The organism is Glaesserella sp., from assembly GCF_041814905.1.
GTDB lineage: Bacteria > Pseudomonadota > Gammaproteobacteria > Enterobacterales > Pasteurellaceae > Glaesserella.
In genome coordinates this window covers 1-18,495 of record NZ_JBGXYA010000055.1, presented here as the reverse complement: position 1 = coordinate 18,495, position 18,495 = coordinate 1, and the positions used below count along the sequence as shown (strand labels likewise).

The window sequence follows — 18,495 nt, the reverse complement described above, 5'->3', positions numbered from 1 at the left end:
AACAAGCGGTCGTTTCCAGCATGAAATTTGCAAAAAATTACTAAAAACCGACCGCTTGTCAACCATAAAAAAAGGCATTCTCATAACGAGAGTGCCTTTTGTCTTGCTTGCTATACCTTTTTTACAACCTTAATAACGCTTCAATTCCGCCGGATAAAACATCGTTAATGGCGTTTTTTGCTGCAATATTTGGTAATAATAGTCGTAAGCCAACACATTCTGCACATAACCGCGCGTTTCTAAAAACGGAATAGAAGCGATAAACTCATCCATTTCTAACTTACCGCCAGCTCTTTCCAACCAACGGGTTACACGATGCGGTCCGGCATTATATGCACTGGCAATTAAAATACGGTTGTCCGGGTATTTTGCATTGAGCTCCGACAAATGTGTTGTGCCTAACACAATATTGCGGAATGGGTTGATTAAATCCGCTTCACCACCATAAGGTAATTCGCCGAGTTTAGCCGTAGCCTCCGCGGTTGAACCGAGCATCTGCATCAAACCGATAGCATTGGCATGAGATCTTGCCTGAACATCCCAAGCGCTTTCTTGACGGGCAATAGCCATTGCAAAACTTTTTGTCACGGTTTTATTCGCTAATGCGATATCAAACCAATCGGAATACGCTTGCGGCAAACGCAAACTGATATAATCCCACGCTTTGGCTTGAATCGTCGCTTCCACGGCCAAATCAAACCAGTCTTGCTGTTGGGCGTAATCACTCAGCGCTAATTTTTCTTCAAAACTCAGTGTTTTTAATAACTCAATCCAGACCGTTTTTGCTGTCTGATAACGCGCTAAACGGCGCAACTCTGCAATACGCTCTAATTGACTTCGGTACTGATTTTTTTGCTGTTCGGTCAGCTTTTTAGGTTCCGGAATAGTCACCTGATACGTTTTATTTAATTGATGTGCAGCCAACATCGGGTAAAAACCGCGTTCTTTACTGAGCTGTTCAAGCAGCGCCGCTTTCTGGCTCGGCTCGACTTTCGCTAACCAATAACGCCATTCCGCTTTATTTTTTCCGTCGGCAGAAAGTACATTCAACCAATTCCTCAAATCGGTTTTTTGCCAAATCGCCATTCGCAAGCGGCGTTCCGTGAGATTATCCGCTTTCAGTTCGAGGATCTGCTGATCACGCCAAGTTTGAAAAGCAACATTCGTATTATCAAAGAAGCGGTTAAGAAACGTGATTTTCCATTCTCGAATTTCATTTGCTGAAAACTTCCACTGCTCCGCCCAACGCTGGTAAATCGAAAAATCCGGTGTTTCCATCTGCTCCGGCAAAGCACGTATTGCGCCCGGGAATGTTTTCAGAATTAATGCTTTATTCCAACTCTCAAGCGGTTGGTTTTGTACAAAAGTTTGCAAATAAGTCGGATCGTTCAATAATTTCTGAACTGCCTTCAGCCATTCCCCCAGCGCCGCATCCTGATTATTTGCGATAATCGCTTCAATCGCTTTTTTCCCGTTCAGATTAAACAATCCCACAACTTTTTTGCGTACTTTGTCACTGGTTTTCAAACCTTGATCGCGCCAATAAGCTTCTAATGCACTACAATCAGAAGGCAAATCCGCATTGGTTTTCCAATAATTCGCAAATGAACCGTCACCGTTTATCCAAAAATCGTTATCTTCTACCCCTTGCCAAAAGCGATCAAACTGCTGAACCAGCTGAGCCATCTCTTGCGATGCGGCAGACTGCGTATTGCCGGCTTGTTCTGCTTCCGGATTTGGCTGGAGTTGCTCTGCCAGCAGTTGAAATTGTGCCGAAAAAAAACGGCATTGATTTTCCACATTGGCAGGCGGAACTGTCTTCGCATAAGCAATCAGTTCTTCAAATTTCTGCTGCTGATAAAAACGTTCATACGGCAGCTGCGCTAAATTATTGCGTTTTGCCGTACTCGGATACTGCTCGATAAACTGATTCAATTCATCATCCGTCACTTGATTTACATCGATTTTTGCTCGAAGTAACGCCCATTCCGCATCCTCTTTCAAAGGATAATGCTTAAGTGACATCATCAGTTGATTCACTAATGCTAAGGTATTGAGGGATAAATTGCCTTGTCGTGTTGCTCCCCGCAACAACGATTCCAACTGCAAAAAATTTTCACGTTGCAGGTTGTGTTGCGATTGTTCAAATTGCCAAAGTTGCTGAAGCTGGGCTACTTCTGCGTCCGTCCACATTTTAGGTGCGACTTTCTTATCCGTTGTGGATGCCCACGCGAAGGAACCAGAAATTAAAAATGCAATTACCGTTTTTTTCCACATCATTTGTCACTCTCCTTTTGTTTAACGTTCTGCTTAGAATACAAAAACCGCTTGAAGTTTCAAACAACAAGCGGTCTTATTTGGTGATAATTTTGCAAATTATTCATCAATAACGACTTTAGCGATGTAATCTAAATTACGATAATATTGTGCATAATCAATACCGTAACCCACCACAAATTCATCCGGGATCGCAAAACCGATCCATTCTACCGGTACATCGACTTCACGGCGGGAAGGCTTATCCAACAAAGTACAAATCGCCACAGAGTTCGGATCCCGTAACTTCAAAATTTCACGAACTTTGCTTAATGTAAAACCGGTGTCGATAATATCTTCCACAATCAGTACATCTTTACCGTGAATTTCACCATCTAAATCTTTCAGAATTTTTACATCACGACTTGATTCCGTACCGGTGCCGTAACTGGATGCCGTCATAAAATCCACTTCAACCGGTAATTTCAACTGACGCACCAAATCTGCCATAAACATAAAGGAACCGCGTAACAACCCGACTACCACAAGGTTCTTACAGTTCATGTGCTGATAATATTGGTTGATTTCCTGTGCTAATTCCGCAATACGTTGCTGAATTTCTTCTGTTGAAATCAGTGTGTCAATGTGGTGCTTTTTCATAATTCCGAATCCATAGAAAAAAAAGCCTAACGATTCCGCTAGGCTTTTAAAATGGTGCTCTGGGCGAGACTCGAACTCGCACATCCTCTGGACACTACCCCCTCAAGATAGCGTGTCTACCAATTCCACCACCAGAGCGCTTCATTAAGTTTATTGAGGAATATCGCTATTTTCTGTCTTAGCCGGCATAACTTCTTTTTGTTGTACGTTACTTAAATCTTCAAACTGACTTGAAGGTGCTTTGTTGTCCGCATTTAAGTTACCGATAACTAAGCTAATACTGAAGAAAATAATCGCTAAAATCGCTGTTGTTCTTGATAAAAAGTTTGCAGAACCTGCTGAACCGAATACCGTTCCTGCCGCTCCGCCGCCGAATGAGGCACCGGCATCTGCACCTTTACCTTGTTGCATTAAAATAAAACCGACAAGGAAAATTGCAACAACGAGATATACAATTGTGAGTACGTTAATTAACATCGTTTTCTCTTTTTAATCCGTTCAAAATAAAATTCCGCATGATGCGGAATTCACTTTCGATAGCGCGCATCATATCGGGTTATGTCTTTGCTTGCAAGGGGATTTTTATCATTCGCCCACGTTCGGTTTATTTTTCAGCATTTTGTTGCGTTTTCTTACGGTAGCTACGTTTAGTTCCTGTTACAAGCGGTGAGATTTTGGCTAAATTTTGCAAAATTTGTTGATTAGGGGATCGTAAAAGATCCGGTAGCCGCGCGTTTAATTCTGCCATAAACTGCTGATAGCTCGCCTGTTTTTTACTGATGTCGTTCAGTTGCATTTCCCAATGCGCTGTCATATCCGGCTGAGTTGCCGAGTCCGGTAATGCAAAAATCAAGGTTCTACCGGCTTCAGTACTGTGAATATTTCTCCCTTTTTTAATTAAAAATCCACGTTTAAACAGCAATTCGATAATCCCTGCCCGAGTAGCTTCCGTGCCTAACCCATCGGTTTCCCGTAAGATTTTTTTCAGTTGTTTATCTTGTACAAAACGCGCAATGCCTGTCATTGCCGAAAGCAACGTGGCATCCGTAAAATAACGTGGCGGTTGTGTTTTTTTGCTAACAATTTCACCTTTTTCACAACACAGTTCTTGTCCTTTTTTGACCACAGGTAACAACGGTTCTGCTACTTCGTCACTATCTTCCTTACCGAGCAGCGCTTTCCAACCGGCTACAACTAAATTTCGGGCTTGTGCGATAAAAGTTCCGCCGGCAATATTCAAGGTGATTTTACCTTTTCGATATTCTGCGTCCGGACAAAATTGTAATAGATATTGGCGGGCAATAAGTTGATAAATATGTCGTTCATTGTCGGATAAATTCACTTGCCCTTGACGCGCCGTCGGAATAATTGCATGGTGCGCTTCAACTTTGTTGTCATTCCAACAACGATTTTTCTGATTCGAATCGAGCACTGCCGGTTTTTCGGCATATTCCGATAAATGGTGGGCTATCGCTGCCATCACTTTAAATCTTTCGGCAAAATGTTCGTTAGGTAAGTAGCGGTTGTCCGAACGAGGATAAGTAATCAATTTATGGGTTTCGTACAGCTTTTGGCAAATATCCAGAACATCTTGTGCCGATAAACCGAAACGGCGAGCTGCATCGATCTGCAAAGCGGAAAGCGAATAAGGTAATGGTGCAGTTTCCGTTTCTATTTTATCCTGATAGTCGGTAACCCATGCCGGCTGACCGCTGATCCGTTGCACGACGTTTTCGGCTAACGGACGGGACAACACGCGTCCTTCTTCGTCTTGGTAATCTTCGCAGGCTTTGCTTGGCTGCCACTGTGCGGTAAAACGCTCTTGAGTTTCAGGCACGACAATATGAGCCAATACTTCAAAATAATCCTTTGGGACAAAATTCTCGATTTCGAGATCTCGACGCACGATCAGCCCCAATACCGGCGTTTGCACCCGACCGACAGAAAGCACGCCTTTATAGCCCGCCCATCTACCTTGTAAAGTATAGGCCCGGGTCATATTCATGCCGTATAACCAATCGGCTCTGGCTCGAGCCAATGCGGAGGTTGCAAGCGGTATGAAATCGCGATTAAATTGCAATTTTTCAATCGATTTTTTTACCGCATTCGGATTAAGATCGCTTATCAAACACCGCTGAATCTGCGCTTTTCTTTCGGCACTTAAATTTAGATAGCCAAAAACTTCATCCACCAGCAGCTGTCCTTCTCTATCCGGATCTCCTGCATTAATTAGGATATCCGCTTGTTGGATTAAACGCTCGACCACTTTAAGCTGTTTAAGCGTCTCTTTTTTCGGAACGAGCTTCCACTGTTCGGGAATAATCGGTAGATGTTCCATCCGCCATATTTTAAAGCGCTCATCATAAGCATCAGGTTCCGCCTGTTCCAATAAATGACCGATACACCAAGTCACTACGTTATCTTCACCGCATTGGATAAAGCCGTCTCCGCGGGTATGCGGTTTCGGCAATACATCGGCAATAGCACGTCCAAGACTTGGTTTTTCAGCTATAAATAAACGCATAAAATGTAATAAGTTAGATTGGAAAACGTTAATGGAAATAATGTCAAAGGGTGCGTTCTCGCACCCTCATCATTTAAAGCCCGTTTGATGACAAAATCATCTGACAAAGCTGAGGCGGTTGAGGAATCGTTTTAGCTTTTGGCGTTGTACTAGACGGCTTTGCCGGCTCAAACCAAGAATACAGTTCCGCCCCGCAGCCGTCTCCTGCCGGTATGGCGGCTTGGTTTTCACAATTTGTTGCATCAGCCGGACAAGTTAAGCGCACATGAAAATGTGAGTCGTGTGCATACCAAGGGCGAATTTTACGTAGCCATTCACGATCAGTTCCTGCCGTATTACACAATTTTACCTTAATTGCCGGATTAACAAAGATGCGATCTACTCGCGGATCCGTTGCTGCCAATTTAATTAATTTAGTGTGATTGTTTGTCCATAATTTTTCATCCACCACATTGGCACTACGGTCGACCATAATGGTTGCAAGCCCGGCAGGATTACGGGCGGTTGCATCGTCCATCGGTCCGAAACGTAACCAAATGTCAGCATCTAAACCCGTTTGATGGCTGGCGTGACCGGAAGAAAATCGTCCTCCGGCAGGCATTCCCATATCACCAATCAAAATCGGCGGAATTCCTGATGCCTTTGCTCGTTTACCTAAATGTTGTAAGTAGCCGAGTAATTGCGGATGGCCGTAGTAACGATTTTTAATCGAACGAATAACTTGATATCCCTCGCCTTTCAACGCAAGCGGTTGGGCGCCGATAATACATCCGTTACTATATCCACCGATCGATTGTGCTTTACCTGCGACCGGCGCCTTGATTTGCTCCCACTGCGATGCGACTGCCGAAGCGGAAAAAACAGCGACTGAAATCAAGAGCGTATTAAATAATCTCATTATGCTTTCCTAATATGAATGAATATGCTGATTTAATTGCGTCATTTTAGAGTAAGCCCGATTGAAAAGCAAAAGGCTGAAGTGAAAATACTCTGTTTGTTTTTTAGCCGTCGACATATTGTGTTGAATTAAGATACACCAATTTAATAAATTTTATTTGACATAAGCATAAGAAAAAGTTATTTATATGTGCGTTTTTCGTAGCCTTACGAACTAAAGTTATAATTCAAATTATAGCGGGAGAGGCGCAACGCTCAGGCAACTTATTTTAGGGAACTAGACCGATTGAGAATAAGTGATGGGAGTGATTGCCGAGATGTGAATTCACTAGACAGGAATGATCATCGGCTGAGCAGGTTGAATCCTATCAGCTGTCGTTTAAAACGATATTGTATGTGCGTTTTAAATGGAGTGCTCTTAATTTTGTATACACAAAGCCAAAAGTAACTCAATTCTATTTCCTCTCTAAAACTTCAGCCTTTATTTTGTAAACACAATTTTTATTTAACTCTATAGGAAATTTTAATTATGTCTCATCTTTCCGTGGCAAAATTTGGTGGTACGAGCGTTGCAAATTTTGATGCAATGACAGCCTGTGCAAACATTGTAACTGCAGACCCTAATACTCGCGTTGTCGTACTTTCTGCTTCTGCAGGCGTCACCAACTATCTCGTTGAATTGGCAAATGGTTGTGATTTAGCACGCCGTACTGAAATTTTAGATGCCGTTCGTACCATTCAATACAACATCATTGAGAAATTACAACAACCTCAAGCAGTGTCAGCGGATGTTGATGCGTTGTTAGAACACGTTGCCGCCCTTGCCGAATCAGCAAGCCTTGCAACGTCTACCGCACTCACTGACGAACTTATCTGCCACGGTGAAATGATGTCAACCAAGATTTTCACCCAACTATTGCAAGAAAGAAATTTCCCTGCAATTTGGGTTGATGTACGGAATATTGTGGCAACCAATAATCACTATGGTAAGGCAGCGCCAAACGATGAAAAAACCCAAAAACAATCCGATGCGATTGTCAAACCGCTGATTGCCGAAGGGAAAGTGGTTATTACTCAAGGCTTTATCGGTCGTGATGATGAAGGTAAAACCACAACATTAGGTCGTGGCGGTAGTGACTACTCTGCTGCATTACTTGCAGAAGTATTGAATGCGGATGATGTGTTAATCTGGACCGATGTACCGGGCATCTATACCACAGACCCACGTGTTGTACCTGCCGCGCAACGCATTGATACAATGAGCTTCAACGAAGCGGCAGAGATGGCAACCTTTGGTGCTAAAGTACTTCACCCTGCAACGTTATTGCCAGCCGTTCGTAGTAATATTCCTGTTTATGTCGGTTCAAGTAAAGCCCTGGAACAAGGCGGAACTTGGGTAACGCGTGACCCGCAACCTCGTCCGACCTTCCGTGCTTTAGCATTGCGACGCAACCAAACATTATTGACGCTTTCAAGCTTAAGTATGCTGCACGCACAAGGTTTCTTAGCGAAAGTATTTGCCATTTTGGCTCAACACAAAATTTCTGTGGATGTTATCACCACCTCTGAAGTCAGCATTGCGCTCACCTTAGATAAAACAGGATCGGCATCTTCCGGTGCGGATATGTTATCTGAAGCATTGTTAGCAGAATTACGTCAACACTGTAACGTTCAAGTAGAAAACGATTTAGCACTTGTGGCGATTATCGGCAATAACTTACATACTCAATCCGGTATTGCAAAACAATTATTCGGTACATTGTCTCCGTACAATATTCGCTTAATCAGCTACGGTGCAAGCACAAACAATGTTTGTACTTTGGTGAAAAACAGCGAAGCCGATGAGGTTATCCGCGGTTTACACGCAGCACTTTTTGAATAAAACGCTGCTCTGATAACCAAAAGGGCAAATCCAATGGACTTGCCCTTTTTGCAAAATAATCGTCGAAACTCACCGCTTGTGCGGTAATTTCTGCCAAGTCACTTCATTACGCAAATAAACCGGTTCAATCTCTAACGCAGATTGAATATTTCCCTGAGTAATCGCCGTTAAGGCTAATGGCAGCATATATTGCGCAGAGGGCAAGGTGATCTCGCTTATTTGTACATTCAAAGTCGCTTCGGTAAATTGCGGATAAGCGGTCCAACCGGTACCGACAACCACATAATCATCGTTTGGCAGAATTTGACTGATCGCTTTTTCCGGTGAACAAACTTGCTCCGCAATCACTTCTTTCCAACCATTCTCCGTTCTTGCAAATTGGGCAAAATAAACTTCATTCATTCGTGCATCAATCAGTGCAATCACATTTTTCGCAGCTGACTGCTGATAAGCCGCTTCTGCCATTACTAATAAATTTGAAATCGGAACTACCGACAATTCTGCACCGAGAGCCAAACCTTGAGCAATACCGACTCCGACACGTACGCCCGTAAAACTACCCGGACCACGCCCAAAGGCAAGGATATCAACATCTTTAATTGAAATCCCTGCATTGGACAGTAACTCATCAATCATCGGTAAAATACGTTGAGTATGAGTGCGGGGGCTTAATTCATCCGTAAATGTGACTTTTTGCTGATGTAACAAAGCCACAGAGCATGCTTCGGTGGCTGTGTCTAATGCTAATATTGTTTTATTCATTTTATTGGTTTAATTTGCGGCGTTTTTCTACAGCTTCCGCCAATTGGAATAATGCTTTTTCGCTATCTTCCCAGCCAATACAAGCATCGGTAATACTTTGTCCGTAAACTAATTCTTTACCTTCAACTAAATCTTGGCGACCTTCAACAAGGTGGCTTTCGATCATTACCCCTGAAATCAGATGCGATCCGTTTGCGATCTGTTGGGCAACGCTGTCACACACATCCATTTGGCGTTTGAATTGTTTCTGACTGTTTGCATGGCTGAAGTCTACCATTACATGCGGACGACGTCCGGATTTCTCAATATCCGCGCAAACCTTTGCAATTGATTCTGCATCATAGTTTGTTGCATGATCTCCACCACGTAAAATAATATGACAATCTGGATTTCCCGCAGTAGAAACAATCGCTGAATGACCGAATTTTGTTACCGATAAGAAATGGTGAGGAGCTTCTGCTGCACCGATAGCATCTAAGGCGATTTTTACACCGCCATTAGTGGCATTTTTAAAACCAACGGCGCAAGATAAACCGGAAGCCAATTCGCGGTGGACTTGAGATTCCGTCGTTCTTGCACCAATTGCTCCCCAGCTCATAAAATCAGCCACATATTGCGGAGTGATCATATCTAAAAATTCACCGGCGGCCGGTACGGTTAAATCATTAATATCCGATAATACTTTGCGCGCAATACGTAAACCATCATTCAAAGCAAAAGTTTCATTCAAATAAGGATCATTAATTAACCCTTTCCAACCTACTGTAGTACGCGGTTTTTCAAAATAAACACGCATAACGACTTCTAAATTTTGGTTAATTTTTGGGTTGTCACGAATCTCTTTGATTTTGTGCGCATATTCCAACGCTGCTTTCGGATCGTGAATTGAGCAAGGACCAATAACCACTAATAAGCGATCATCCGCACCATGAATAATTTTATGGATTGCCGAACGTGTTTTTTCGACAGTTTCTGCCGCCACATCGCTAGCAGGGAAGCGCTCTAATAGCGCTACAGGAGGTAAGAGCTCTTCAATTTTATTAATTCTGAGGTCATCATTTTTGTACATCATTTTTAGTCTCACTATACTGGTTACATCTCATTTTTTAAGACCAATTGTCTTTCGACCATTGGCTACCACACTAAATCACGGACTAAGGTAGAAGAATCTATCTACATTGTCAAATAGATTTGTACTGCTTTAATAGTACATCAATACAATTGAATGTTTTATATCCGATTACTGAAAAGTATTACATACATTCGGGTTTCCGGACTGCAAACCTTTTCTAAACCATGTCAAACGCTGAGCGGATGAACCGTGGGTAAAACTATCCGGAATCACTCGCCCTTGGCTCTGTTGTTGGATACGATCATTTCCCACTGCTTCTGCCGCTAAAAAGGCTTCTTCAATATCTCCCGCATCTAATTTACCCTCTTTTTGGATTTGGTAACCCCATACACCGGCAAAACAGTCTGCTTGTAGCTCAACATTCACTGAGATTTGATTTGCCACTCTTTGGCTACCCGCACTACGTTGTGCTTGTTGTGTTTTTTGAGTAATTCCTAATTGATGCTGCACATGATGACCGACTTCATGAGCTATAACATAAGCAAAAGCAAAATCACCTGAAGCTTTTAACTTCGTTTTCATATCGTTATAAAAAGAAAGATCGAGATAAATTTTTTCATCCGCCGGACAATAAAACGGTCCCATCACTGATTGACCAACACCACAAGCGGTACTTGTTGCTCCGCGATAAAGCACCAACGTCGGTTCACGGTAAGTTAAACCATTCTGCTTAAAATAATCGCCCCAAATACGTTCCGTTGTGTATAACACTTTACTGGAAAGTGTTTTTAGCTCGGCTTCTTCGGAGGAAATCGTGCTACTTTGGCTCTGCTCATATTGGTTTTCTTGACCAAGACTAATTACCCCCGATAAATCTACGCCATAATAAGCGCCGATCAATAAAATAATAAAGCCTAAAATCCCCCCTTTTCCACCACCAATAGAAACTCGTCTGCCTGAGTAGCCTTGACTACGACGATCTTCCACATTTCTACTCTCTTTTTCGTTACCTAAACGCATAATAATTTACCTTTTTATCCTCGTTTTATTTGAAAGTTATCTTGCCAACAGTTCTCTTTTACCGCGATTATCTGCCGCAGAGATAATACCTTGCTCTTCCAATTGATCGATAATCCGTGCCGCACGGTTAAAACCAATTGAGAAACGGCGCTGAATACCACTGATTGATGTCGTACCGCTATCAATCATAAATTGCGTTACTTCGTCAAATAATGGGTCTAAGTCACCGCTTGTACCTCGCTCGCCTGACCCATTATCGTCATCAACCGAAGCCGTAATATTTTCAATATATGATGGTTTACCACGCGCACGCCAGTTATCTGCAACACGCTGAACATCATCATCCGTCATAAATGCACCGTGAATACGTATAATTTCCGGGCTTCCCGCACCGGAATAGAGCATATCACCTCTGCCTAATAAAGATTCCGCACCGCCTTTGTCTAAAATTGTACGAGAGTCAATTTGGCTCGCTACCGTAAATGCAATACGGCTCGGAATGTTCGCTTTGATAACACCGGTAATCACATCCGTTGAAGGTCGTTGAGTCGCCAAAATCAAGTGAATACCGACTGCGCGAGCTTTTTGAGCAATCCGCATGATATGATCTTCGACCTGTTTTCCCGCAGACATCATTAAATCAGCGAACTCATCCACAATAAGAACGATATAACTCATTTTTTCCAATGGCGGAGCCAATTCATCCATTGAATCACGTGGTCTCCATAACGGATTCGGAATCGGTAAATTCATTTCTGCCGCTTTTTCAATCTTGTCGTTATATCCTTCAATATTACGGACACTTAAACTGCTTACAAGCAAGTAACGACGTTCCATCTCCTCCACGGCCCAACGCAATGCATTTTCAGCTTTTTTCATGTCTGTCACGACCGGTGTTAATAAATGCGGAATATCATTATAGATAGAAAGTTCGACAACCTTCGGATCAATCATAATAAAGCGAACTTGTTCCGGCGTCAGTTTAAACAACAGACTTAAAATCATGGTGTTTACCCCGACCGATTTTCCCCCACCGGTTTGTCCTGCTACTAATAAATGCGGCATTTTTGCCATATCCACCACCACAGGTTGACCGCTAATATCCTTACCAAGCGCCATTGGTAAAGTTGTCTGACTATGACGAAATTCATTACTATCCAACACATCGCGCAACCATACCGTTTCACGATGGCGATTCGGTGTTTCAATACCCATATATGGCTTGCCCGGTACGACATCAGTAATTCGGATCGCTTTAAAGATCAATGCCCGTGCTAAATCACTACCAAGATTGGCAATTTTAGATACTCGGACACCGTCTGCCGGTAAAATTTCATAACGGGTAACCACTGGCCCCACTAACACATCTTCAACGGAAGCTTTCACCCCGAAACTCGCTAATGCTCGTTCAATACGGTCTGACGTTTCCAGAATTTCTTGTTTCGTAATTTGTTGAGTCGTTGCCGGAGTTGCTGTAAGTAAATCGATTGTTGGAAACGGCGTGGTTGGTTTTTCTACCGTTTTTCTACGTTGCAACAGCGGATGAATCAAACTGTCACCATAACCTTTCGGATACGGAGATGATTGAGTTTTAGGTTCAAAGACCAACTCTTCTTGTACCGGTTTATGCCCTTCCTGAATCGGTTCAAGTTGGACCTGCGGTATCATATTACCGACAAATTTTGGCTGCCCTTCGTTTTGTATCTCGTTTGGTTGATATCCCGCAATGACATTTGCGTCCTCTTTTGAAGCCGATGGTGGGTTAACAGAAGCCTGAGGATTTAGACGAATTGTCGGCATAACACGTTCTTCTTGTACAGAAGGTATTTCGTGCATCGTATTTTCATTTGTTGATGAAAATACCGGATGTGAAATAGATTCCGGCACACTTACTTTGGGTAAATGAGTTTCCGAATGTATGCTATACATTGAATCGTCGGATATAGCATCTTGAGTTGCCGCCGTTACCGTTTCTGTAGTCACTGCCGATACAGACTGCCCAGTATTTTTCAAACCGGTAATATTCGGACGAGAAAAAACAGAAACATCGGTTAATTGGCTTTCTTCTAGTTCTTCCGAATTTTCAAGTTCTACTGTTTCCGGCATAACATCATTATGACGAGGCGTCTTTTTAGATAACGGTACAAGCTGATCTTTAGGAGTACCGATAATCCAATGATATAAACGGTTAAATAAACCGATAATAATCTGCCCTGAACAAAAATAGAAACCGACTGCAGTCAACAGCATGGAAATAAACAACACCCCAAACTGACCTAACGAGTCGCTGACAAAATCATTAAGCAAACCGCCAACAACACCGCCGGATAAATAGTAAGCTGAATTCGATAAAATCACGTTTGCTAATCCTGACAACCCAATGATGAGTAATAAAAAACTAACAAACCAAGCGATCATTTCACGCCAATTTAACTCATCAGCTAACCGTAAAACTAAAATATAAACCGCAGTAAACGTTAGCCCGAATGGGAAAACAAAGGCGACTTTACCAAACGCACTAAATAAAATATCAATGATCCATGCACCGAGAGCACCTGTTTTATTTAATACATGATGAGTCGCGGAACTGGCGACGGACCAAGCATTATCCAGCGGACTATAACTTGCCCAAGCAATAATAAGATATAAGCCGATAGCCGTGGTCAACAATAAAACCAGCTTAATTAAATTCTCTTTTCCTCTTAAACGGTCAATCACATCAAATCCTTATTTCAACAGCAAATAGTTGGTTTGTTTCACTTCTTCCATTACAACGTAAGTCCGCGTGTCGTTTACTCCCGGTAAACGTAACAGCGTCGTTCCTAATAACTTACGATACGCCGCCATATCAGCAACACGGGTTTTGAGCAAATAATCAAAATCACCGGAAACCAAATGACATTCCTGAATTTCATCTAGCTGCTGTACTTCACGATTAAATTCTTCAAACACATCCGGTTTACCACGAACTAAAGTAATTTCCACAATGACCAATAGCGGTGCTTCCAGTAATTCCGGATTCAGCAATGCACGATATCCCATTATGACATTTTGCTTTTCCAAACGTTTCACACGCTCCAAGCATGGCGTCGGCGATAATCCGACACGTTTAGAAAGTTCGATATTCGAAATTTTTCCGTTGCGCTGTAATTCGTTCAAAATTTTTAAATCAATAGCATCGAGGGCTTTAGGTAGTTTTTTATTTTCCATTTTTTCACCTTTTTAGCGTTTTGTTCTAATTTACTCATTTTACAAGGGAATAATCATCAGGTCTAAATCTATTTGCAAAAAAATAAAAAAATCCGACCGCTTGTAATACGATCGGATTTTATTTTTCTCAAGATAATCAAGCTTAACCGACAACGGTTGGTAAATATCCTGCTTTAATTAAGAAAGGCACATTAATAATAAGAAGACCTAAAATTAACGCTACGAATAAACCAATATTACCACCGAGGACACGATACGGCAGGTCAGGGTATTTGCGTCTGAGCATCCATGCCATACCCACCGGTAACACTAAACCATAGAAAGTAAACATCTGACCGGCGTAAGTTAAGACCCCTAAGAAGTCACGATAGAATAAAGAGAATAACAACACAGGTACAAAAGTTAACAGACTTAATGTAATGCGGTTAGCCGTTACATTTACACGTTTGAGTAAATCGTCTAAACAATCGACCAATGCTAATGCGACACCAAGGAAGGAGGTAATTAACGCTAACGCGGAGAAAATTCTCACCGCACCACTGATTAAATTACTGCCTGTCGCTTGATAAGTCGCATCAACCAAGCCGTTTAGTGTCGGATTTTCACGAATAATCTCCACAAATCGCACCTGTTCAAAAACACCGTGAGTTGCCATTTGCCACACGATATAAGCGGCCAACGGAATTCCGGTACCGCAAATAATAGCGATACGTAAACGGCGAATATCACCATCTAAATAGTTATTGATACTCGGAATCACGACATGAAAACCGAAAGAGGTAAAGAAAACTGGACTTGCTGAAATAATCGCTAAATATTTCAATGGCATTGCGCCTAAGTTTTGCATCGTCACTTTTGGTAACATAAAAAATAACACCAGCGCAAAAGCAATCAATTTAGCAATAAAAAGTAAACGGGTGAAAGCATCCACCGCACCGGTACCTATTGTCACCGCAATCGCAAAAATGACAACAAATAGAACGATTGCCACACTTCCTGCATTATCACCGGCAAAAGTTAAAAACTGTTCGAACAAGTTACCGCCGCCAAGGGTGTAAACCGTCAAGATCGCATACATAAAAATAACAAGCGAAAGCGTGGCAAGAACACGCCCTACCATACCGAAGTGCTGTTCGGCTAAAGTGGCGATACCCGCGTCTTTACGTTCCGCTTTTTGATATACTTCCACAAACAATAAGGCACTGTAAGAAAGCAACGCCCATAATAAGAATAATAGAATTAACGTGTAGCCAAAGCCCATCTCCGCAGAGGTTAACGGCATTGCCAACATTCCTGCACCGATTGTTGTTCCTGCAACAATTAGCGCACTACCAAAGGTTTTATTTTTCATAGAGACCTCAAAATGGATAAATAGGAGCGCATTCTAGCAAATAGCATCATAAAAATGTAAAAATTCTAATACGATTGCAAATTTATATGTACAACTTATATTCAGCCCCAACAAGGTGAGAGCGCTTCCCTCATTTTTGCAAAAAAAGTTGAGAATCTCACCGCTTGTAAGGTGAAAATAGCGTATTAGCGAAAATAACCGCTCAACTCTCCGCCCACAAACACATAACCTTTGAAATTGCCTTTTTCAATATAAAACAATTTGATGGAATCAAACACTAACAACTCCCCCTTCTCTGTCTTAATTTCAAGTAACTCATTTAAAGCCGGCACTAATTGCTGATAATCGTATCGGGTAGCAAGTTTAATACCGTGTTTACGTAGCACACGTTGTACATACTCTTCATTAAATGAAAAAAGTAATTCAGAGTGATACGATGAAACAATACTGATAGGCGCTTTTTCCGGAGAAAAATGTAACGGTTGACCGTTTTCTGTAAAGGTAACGATACCACTAGGATCATCATTGGCAGAAACAACCAACAAATCACCTCTTGCCGCCGGGACAAATTCACGATATTGGCTTATATCAATAGCTAACCCGCGTTGACGAGAATGTATCAGTTCCTCATTCGCTACGCTTTCAAGCCCTTTAACATAAACATAATCCTGCCCGGCAGGCGCGTTGTCGAACTCATAATAAATAGACGCCAAAGTACTTAAAGACTCTTGACCATAAAACTCAATCATACTCGGATTATCAAGATAGAAATAATATAAATCATTAAGCTGTTTATATTTCTCTTTATCTACCACTTTATGTTTATAGGTATTTGAAAGAAATTCCGCACGAATTTTTCCGTTTTCATCTAAGCCGTTAAGTTGTTTCATGATCGTAATAAAACGTTGCTGCTGGCTGTTTAAAGCAATTTTTTCCGGAGAAATGACCATCGTCATCACAATGATGGAAATCATCGTCATCAAACTGAATAAACGATATTGCAACCATTTTTTATGTAACGAAAACACAACAAATAAAGTCACTAACAGAGAAATCGCAATCAACCATATACGAACGATCGTAAAACCGTAGGTTGAAATGCGTTCATAAATTCCTAGCCATAACAGCCCGAGCGGAATAATCGAAAAATAGGCAAAATGACAATAAAACCATTGCCATTTCGGATTTTCTGAGAATTGGCGTAACGCAATACAAAGCAACCCTAAACCGATATACGGTAAAATAATGGTAGAAACACTACTGACCGGTAATTCAAAGGCAAATAAAATCGTGACTAAATAAAGATAAACAATCAGCGTATAGATCATCACGATAGGTGAAAAAATATAATTAATCAGAATTTCCCCTACCTGTAGCAAGCTTTCACGTTGCTCGCCATAAGGTGCAGTCCTATTTTCTAAAATAAGAAAAAAGAATGCCGTACAGAAAACAAACACGCCCCAGCACAACTTACCTAAAAAATACTCCTCAAACAGTTTCAGCTTAAACAAGGCATCAATGCTGATATGAATCAGAAATATACTGCCTGCAACAATTCCGGCTAAAATCAGAGCAAAAGCCAAATTGATTGCGGAGGTTATCATGTTATAAATAAAATGACGGTTATCCGGATTAAATCCACGGGTGAAAAACAGGATTACATGAACGAAATACAATCCGAGAAAAACCTGTTCATGTCCTTTAAATCCAAAGGCATAGGCTAATGCCGAACCCAATATCGGATACAAAATCGACCACAAATAATGGAACCGATGAATATTCATCAAATAAATGACAGTAAAGAAATTCGGGAAAAGTAAAATAAAGAGAAATATGGACTCGTCTTCGTTGATCGGAGTGCGCAAATCAGCGAATAGAATCGCAACGAAGGTGACTAAACTCAGTAAAATTTCAATCGGATATTTTTTCCATATTTGGCGAAACGAATCCGAAAGAGAAGAAAAAATTGCCATACAAGCGGTCCTTTTTCGTGAAAAATTTGCAAATTTTAGCGAAATTCCAACCGCTTGCAACAAGATAAAACAGAAATAAAAAAACCGAGTAATATCATCACTCGGTTTTTTATTTCATTACCTTTTTATTTTGCGTCTGCTTCGCTATCTGCCACAGAATCACCTAATTTATTGTCAGAAGCCGCTTTATCTTCTTTAGACTTTTCCATTGTTTTTACATCATTGGAAGGCTCAGAAGGCGTATCGCTACTGCCATTATCGTTTTCTCTCCAACCTGCAGGCTCACCGACCGGTTTACGCTCCATTAAGTTTTTAATCTGTGGCATATCGATGGTTTCATATTTCATTAACGCATCTTTCATTGCATGCAAGATATCCATATTCTCTTCAAGAACCTTTCTTGCCCGTTCATAGTTACGATCAACAATTTTACGTACTTCTTGATCAATCAATTCCGCCGTTGCGTCTGAAACCACTTTCGGCGCACCGAAGCTTTCTTCCTCTTTATAAAGAATCGGACCTAAATTCTCTGAAAAGCCCCATTCCGTCACCATACGACGAGCAATATTAGAAGCGACTTGAATATCACTTGATGCCCCGGTTGAGATATTTTCTTTACCGTAGATCAACTCTTCCGCCAAACGTCCGCCATAGGTACTTGCCAATTTTCCTTCAAGCTGTTTATGACTGATACTGATTTTATCGCCTTCCGGTAAGAAGAAGGTGACGCCTAACGCACGTCCGCGCGGAATAATCGTTACTTTATGTACCGGATCGTGTTCCGGCATAAGATAACCGACAATTGCATGCCCGGCTTCATGATACGCCGTCGAAATTTTTTGTTCTTCGGTCATAATCATTGAACGGCGTTCCGGTCCCATATTGATT

13 protein-coding genes, 1 tRNA gene, 1 pseudogene and 1 riboswitch are annotated in these 18,495 nt (G+C 41.7%); of the genes and pseudogenes, 1 reads left to right on the top strand and 14 read right to left on the bottom strand.

Annotated elements, in window-relative coordinates; translation table 11 throughout:
* Positions 1–129: 129 nt before the first annotated feature.
* From ACEYJ7_RS08330 to mepA, 6 genes are all read right to left on the bottom strand, one after another.
* On the bottom strand, positions 130–2,280 hold the full coding sequence (locus ACEYJ7_RS08330) for a transglycosylase SLT domain-containing protein (protein ID WP_373778608.1): 2,151 nt from the start codon (positions 2,278–2,280) through the stop codon (positions 130–132).
* 96 nt (positions 2,281–2,376) lie between these two features.
* Entirely contained in the window at positions 2,377–2,916 is a 540-nt protein-coding gene (hpt, locus tag ACEYJ7_RS08325) for a hypoxanthine phosphoribosyltransferase (RefSeq protein ID WP_373778607.1), read from the bottom strand.
* A gap of 52 nt (positions 2,917–2,968) precedes the next feature.
* A tRNA-Leu gene (locus ACEYJ7_RS08320) sits at positions 2,969–3,054 on the bottom strand.
* Positions 3,055–3,066: 12 nt separating this feature from the next.
* Positions 3,067–3,393: a preprotein translocase subunit SecG gene (gene secG, locus ACEYJ7_RS08315; RefSeq protein WP_373778606.1), complete on the bottom strand. Its 327-nt coding sequence runs from the start codon at positions 3,391–3,393 to the stop codon at positions 3,067–3,069.
* Positions 3,394–3,520: 127 nt separating this feature from the next.
* Positions 3,521–5,440, bottom strand: coding sequence for a DNA topoisomerase III (locus ACEYJ7_RS08310; RefSeq protein ID WP_373778605.1), 1,920 nt, complete (start codon positions 5,438–5,440; stop codon positions 3,521–3,523).
* Between the two features lie 73 nt (positions 5,441–5,513).
* Positions 5,514–6,338: a penicillin-insensitive murein endopeptidase gene (gene mepA, locus ACEYJ7_RS08305; protein ID WP_373778604.1), complete on the bottom strand. Its 825-nt coding sequence runs from the start codon at positions 6,336–6,338 to the stop codon at positions 5,514–5,516.
* 232 nt (positions 6,339–6,570) lie between these two features.
* Positions 6,571–6,763, top strand: a riboswitch (Lysine riboswitch).
* Positions 6,764–6,866: 103 nt separating this feature from the next.
* Between mepA and lysC the strand changes: the two genes are divergently transcribed.
* Positions 6,867–8,219 (top strand): lysine-sensitive aspartokinase 3, encoded by a 1,353-nt coding sequence (gene lysC, locus ACEYJ7_RS08300; protein ID WP_373778603.1) that lies wholly within the window; start codon positions 6,867–6,869, stop codon positions 8,217–8,219.
* A 69-nt stretch (positions 8,220–8,288) separates the two neighbouring features.
* On the opposite strand, the gene tsaB is transcribed toward lysC, so the two are convergent.
* From tsaB to ACEYJ7_RS08260, 8 genes and pseudogenes are all read right to left on the bottom strand, one after another.
* Positions 8,289–8,981 (bottom strand): tRNA (adenosine(37)-N6)-threonylcarbamoyltransferase complex dimerization subunit type 1 TsaB, encoded by a 693-nt coding sequence (tsaB, locus tag ACEYJ7_RS08295; protein ID WP_373778602.1) that lies wholly within the window; start codon positions 8,979–8,981, stop codon positions 8,289–8,291.
* A 1-nt stretch (position 8,982) separates the two neighbouring features.
* A complete protein-coding gene (gene aroG / locus ACEYJ7_RS08290) occupies positions 8,983–10,053 on the bottom strand; it encodes a 3-deoxy-7-phosphoheptulonate synthase AroG (protein WP_373778601.1) in 1,071 nt (356 codons plus the stop codon).
* Between the two features lie 168 nt (positions 10,054–10,221).
* Positions 10,222–11,073: a neutral zinc metallopeptidase gene (locus ACEYJ7_RS08285; protein ID WP_373778600.1), complete on the bottom strand. Its 852-nt coding sequence runs from the start codon at positions 11,071–11,073 to the stop codon at positions 10,222–10,224.
* A gap of 36 nt (positions 11,074–11,109) precedes the next feature.
* Positions 11,110–13,791 carry a DNA translocase FtsK gene (locus tag ACEYJ7_RS08280; RefSeq protein WP_373778599.1) on the bottom strand — a complete coding sequence of 894 codons (2,682 nt, stop codon included), beginning with the start codon at positions 13,789–13,791 and terminating at the stop codon, positions 11,110–11,112.
* 9 nt (positions 13,792–13,800) lie between these two features.
* Positions 13,801–14,283: a leucine-responsive transcriptional regulator Lrp gene (gene lrp, locus ACEYJ7_RS08275; protein WP_373778598.1), complete on the bottom strand. Its 483-nt coding sequence runs from the start codon at positions 14,281–14,283 to the stop codon at positions 13,801–13,803.
* A 142-nt stretch (positions 14,284–14,425) separates the two neighbouring features.
* Positions 14,426–15,634: an aromatic amino acid transporter gene (locus ACEYJ7_RS08270; protein WP_373778597.1), complete on the bottom strand. Its 1,209-nt coding sequence runs from the start codon at positions 15,632–15,634 to the stop codon at positions 14,426–14,428.
* A gap of 185 nt (positions 15,635–15,819) precedes the next feature.
* The gene (locus tag ACEYJ7_RS08265) at positions 15,820–17,607 is read right to left on the bottom strand and encodes a DUF4153 domain-containing protein (RefSeq protein WP_373778596.1); all 1,788 of its coding nucleotides are present in this window, start codon (positions 17,605–17,607) and stop codon (positions 15,820–15,822) included.
* Positions 17,608–17,732: 125 nt separating this feature from the next.
* Positions 17,733–18,495 (bottom strand): annotated as a pseudogene (locus ACEYJ7_RS08260) (ATP-dependent metalloprotease); the annotation flags it as partial.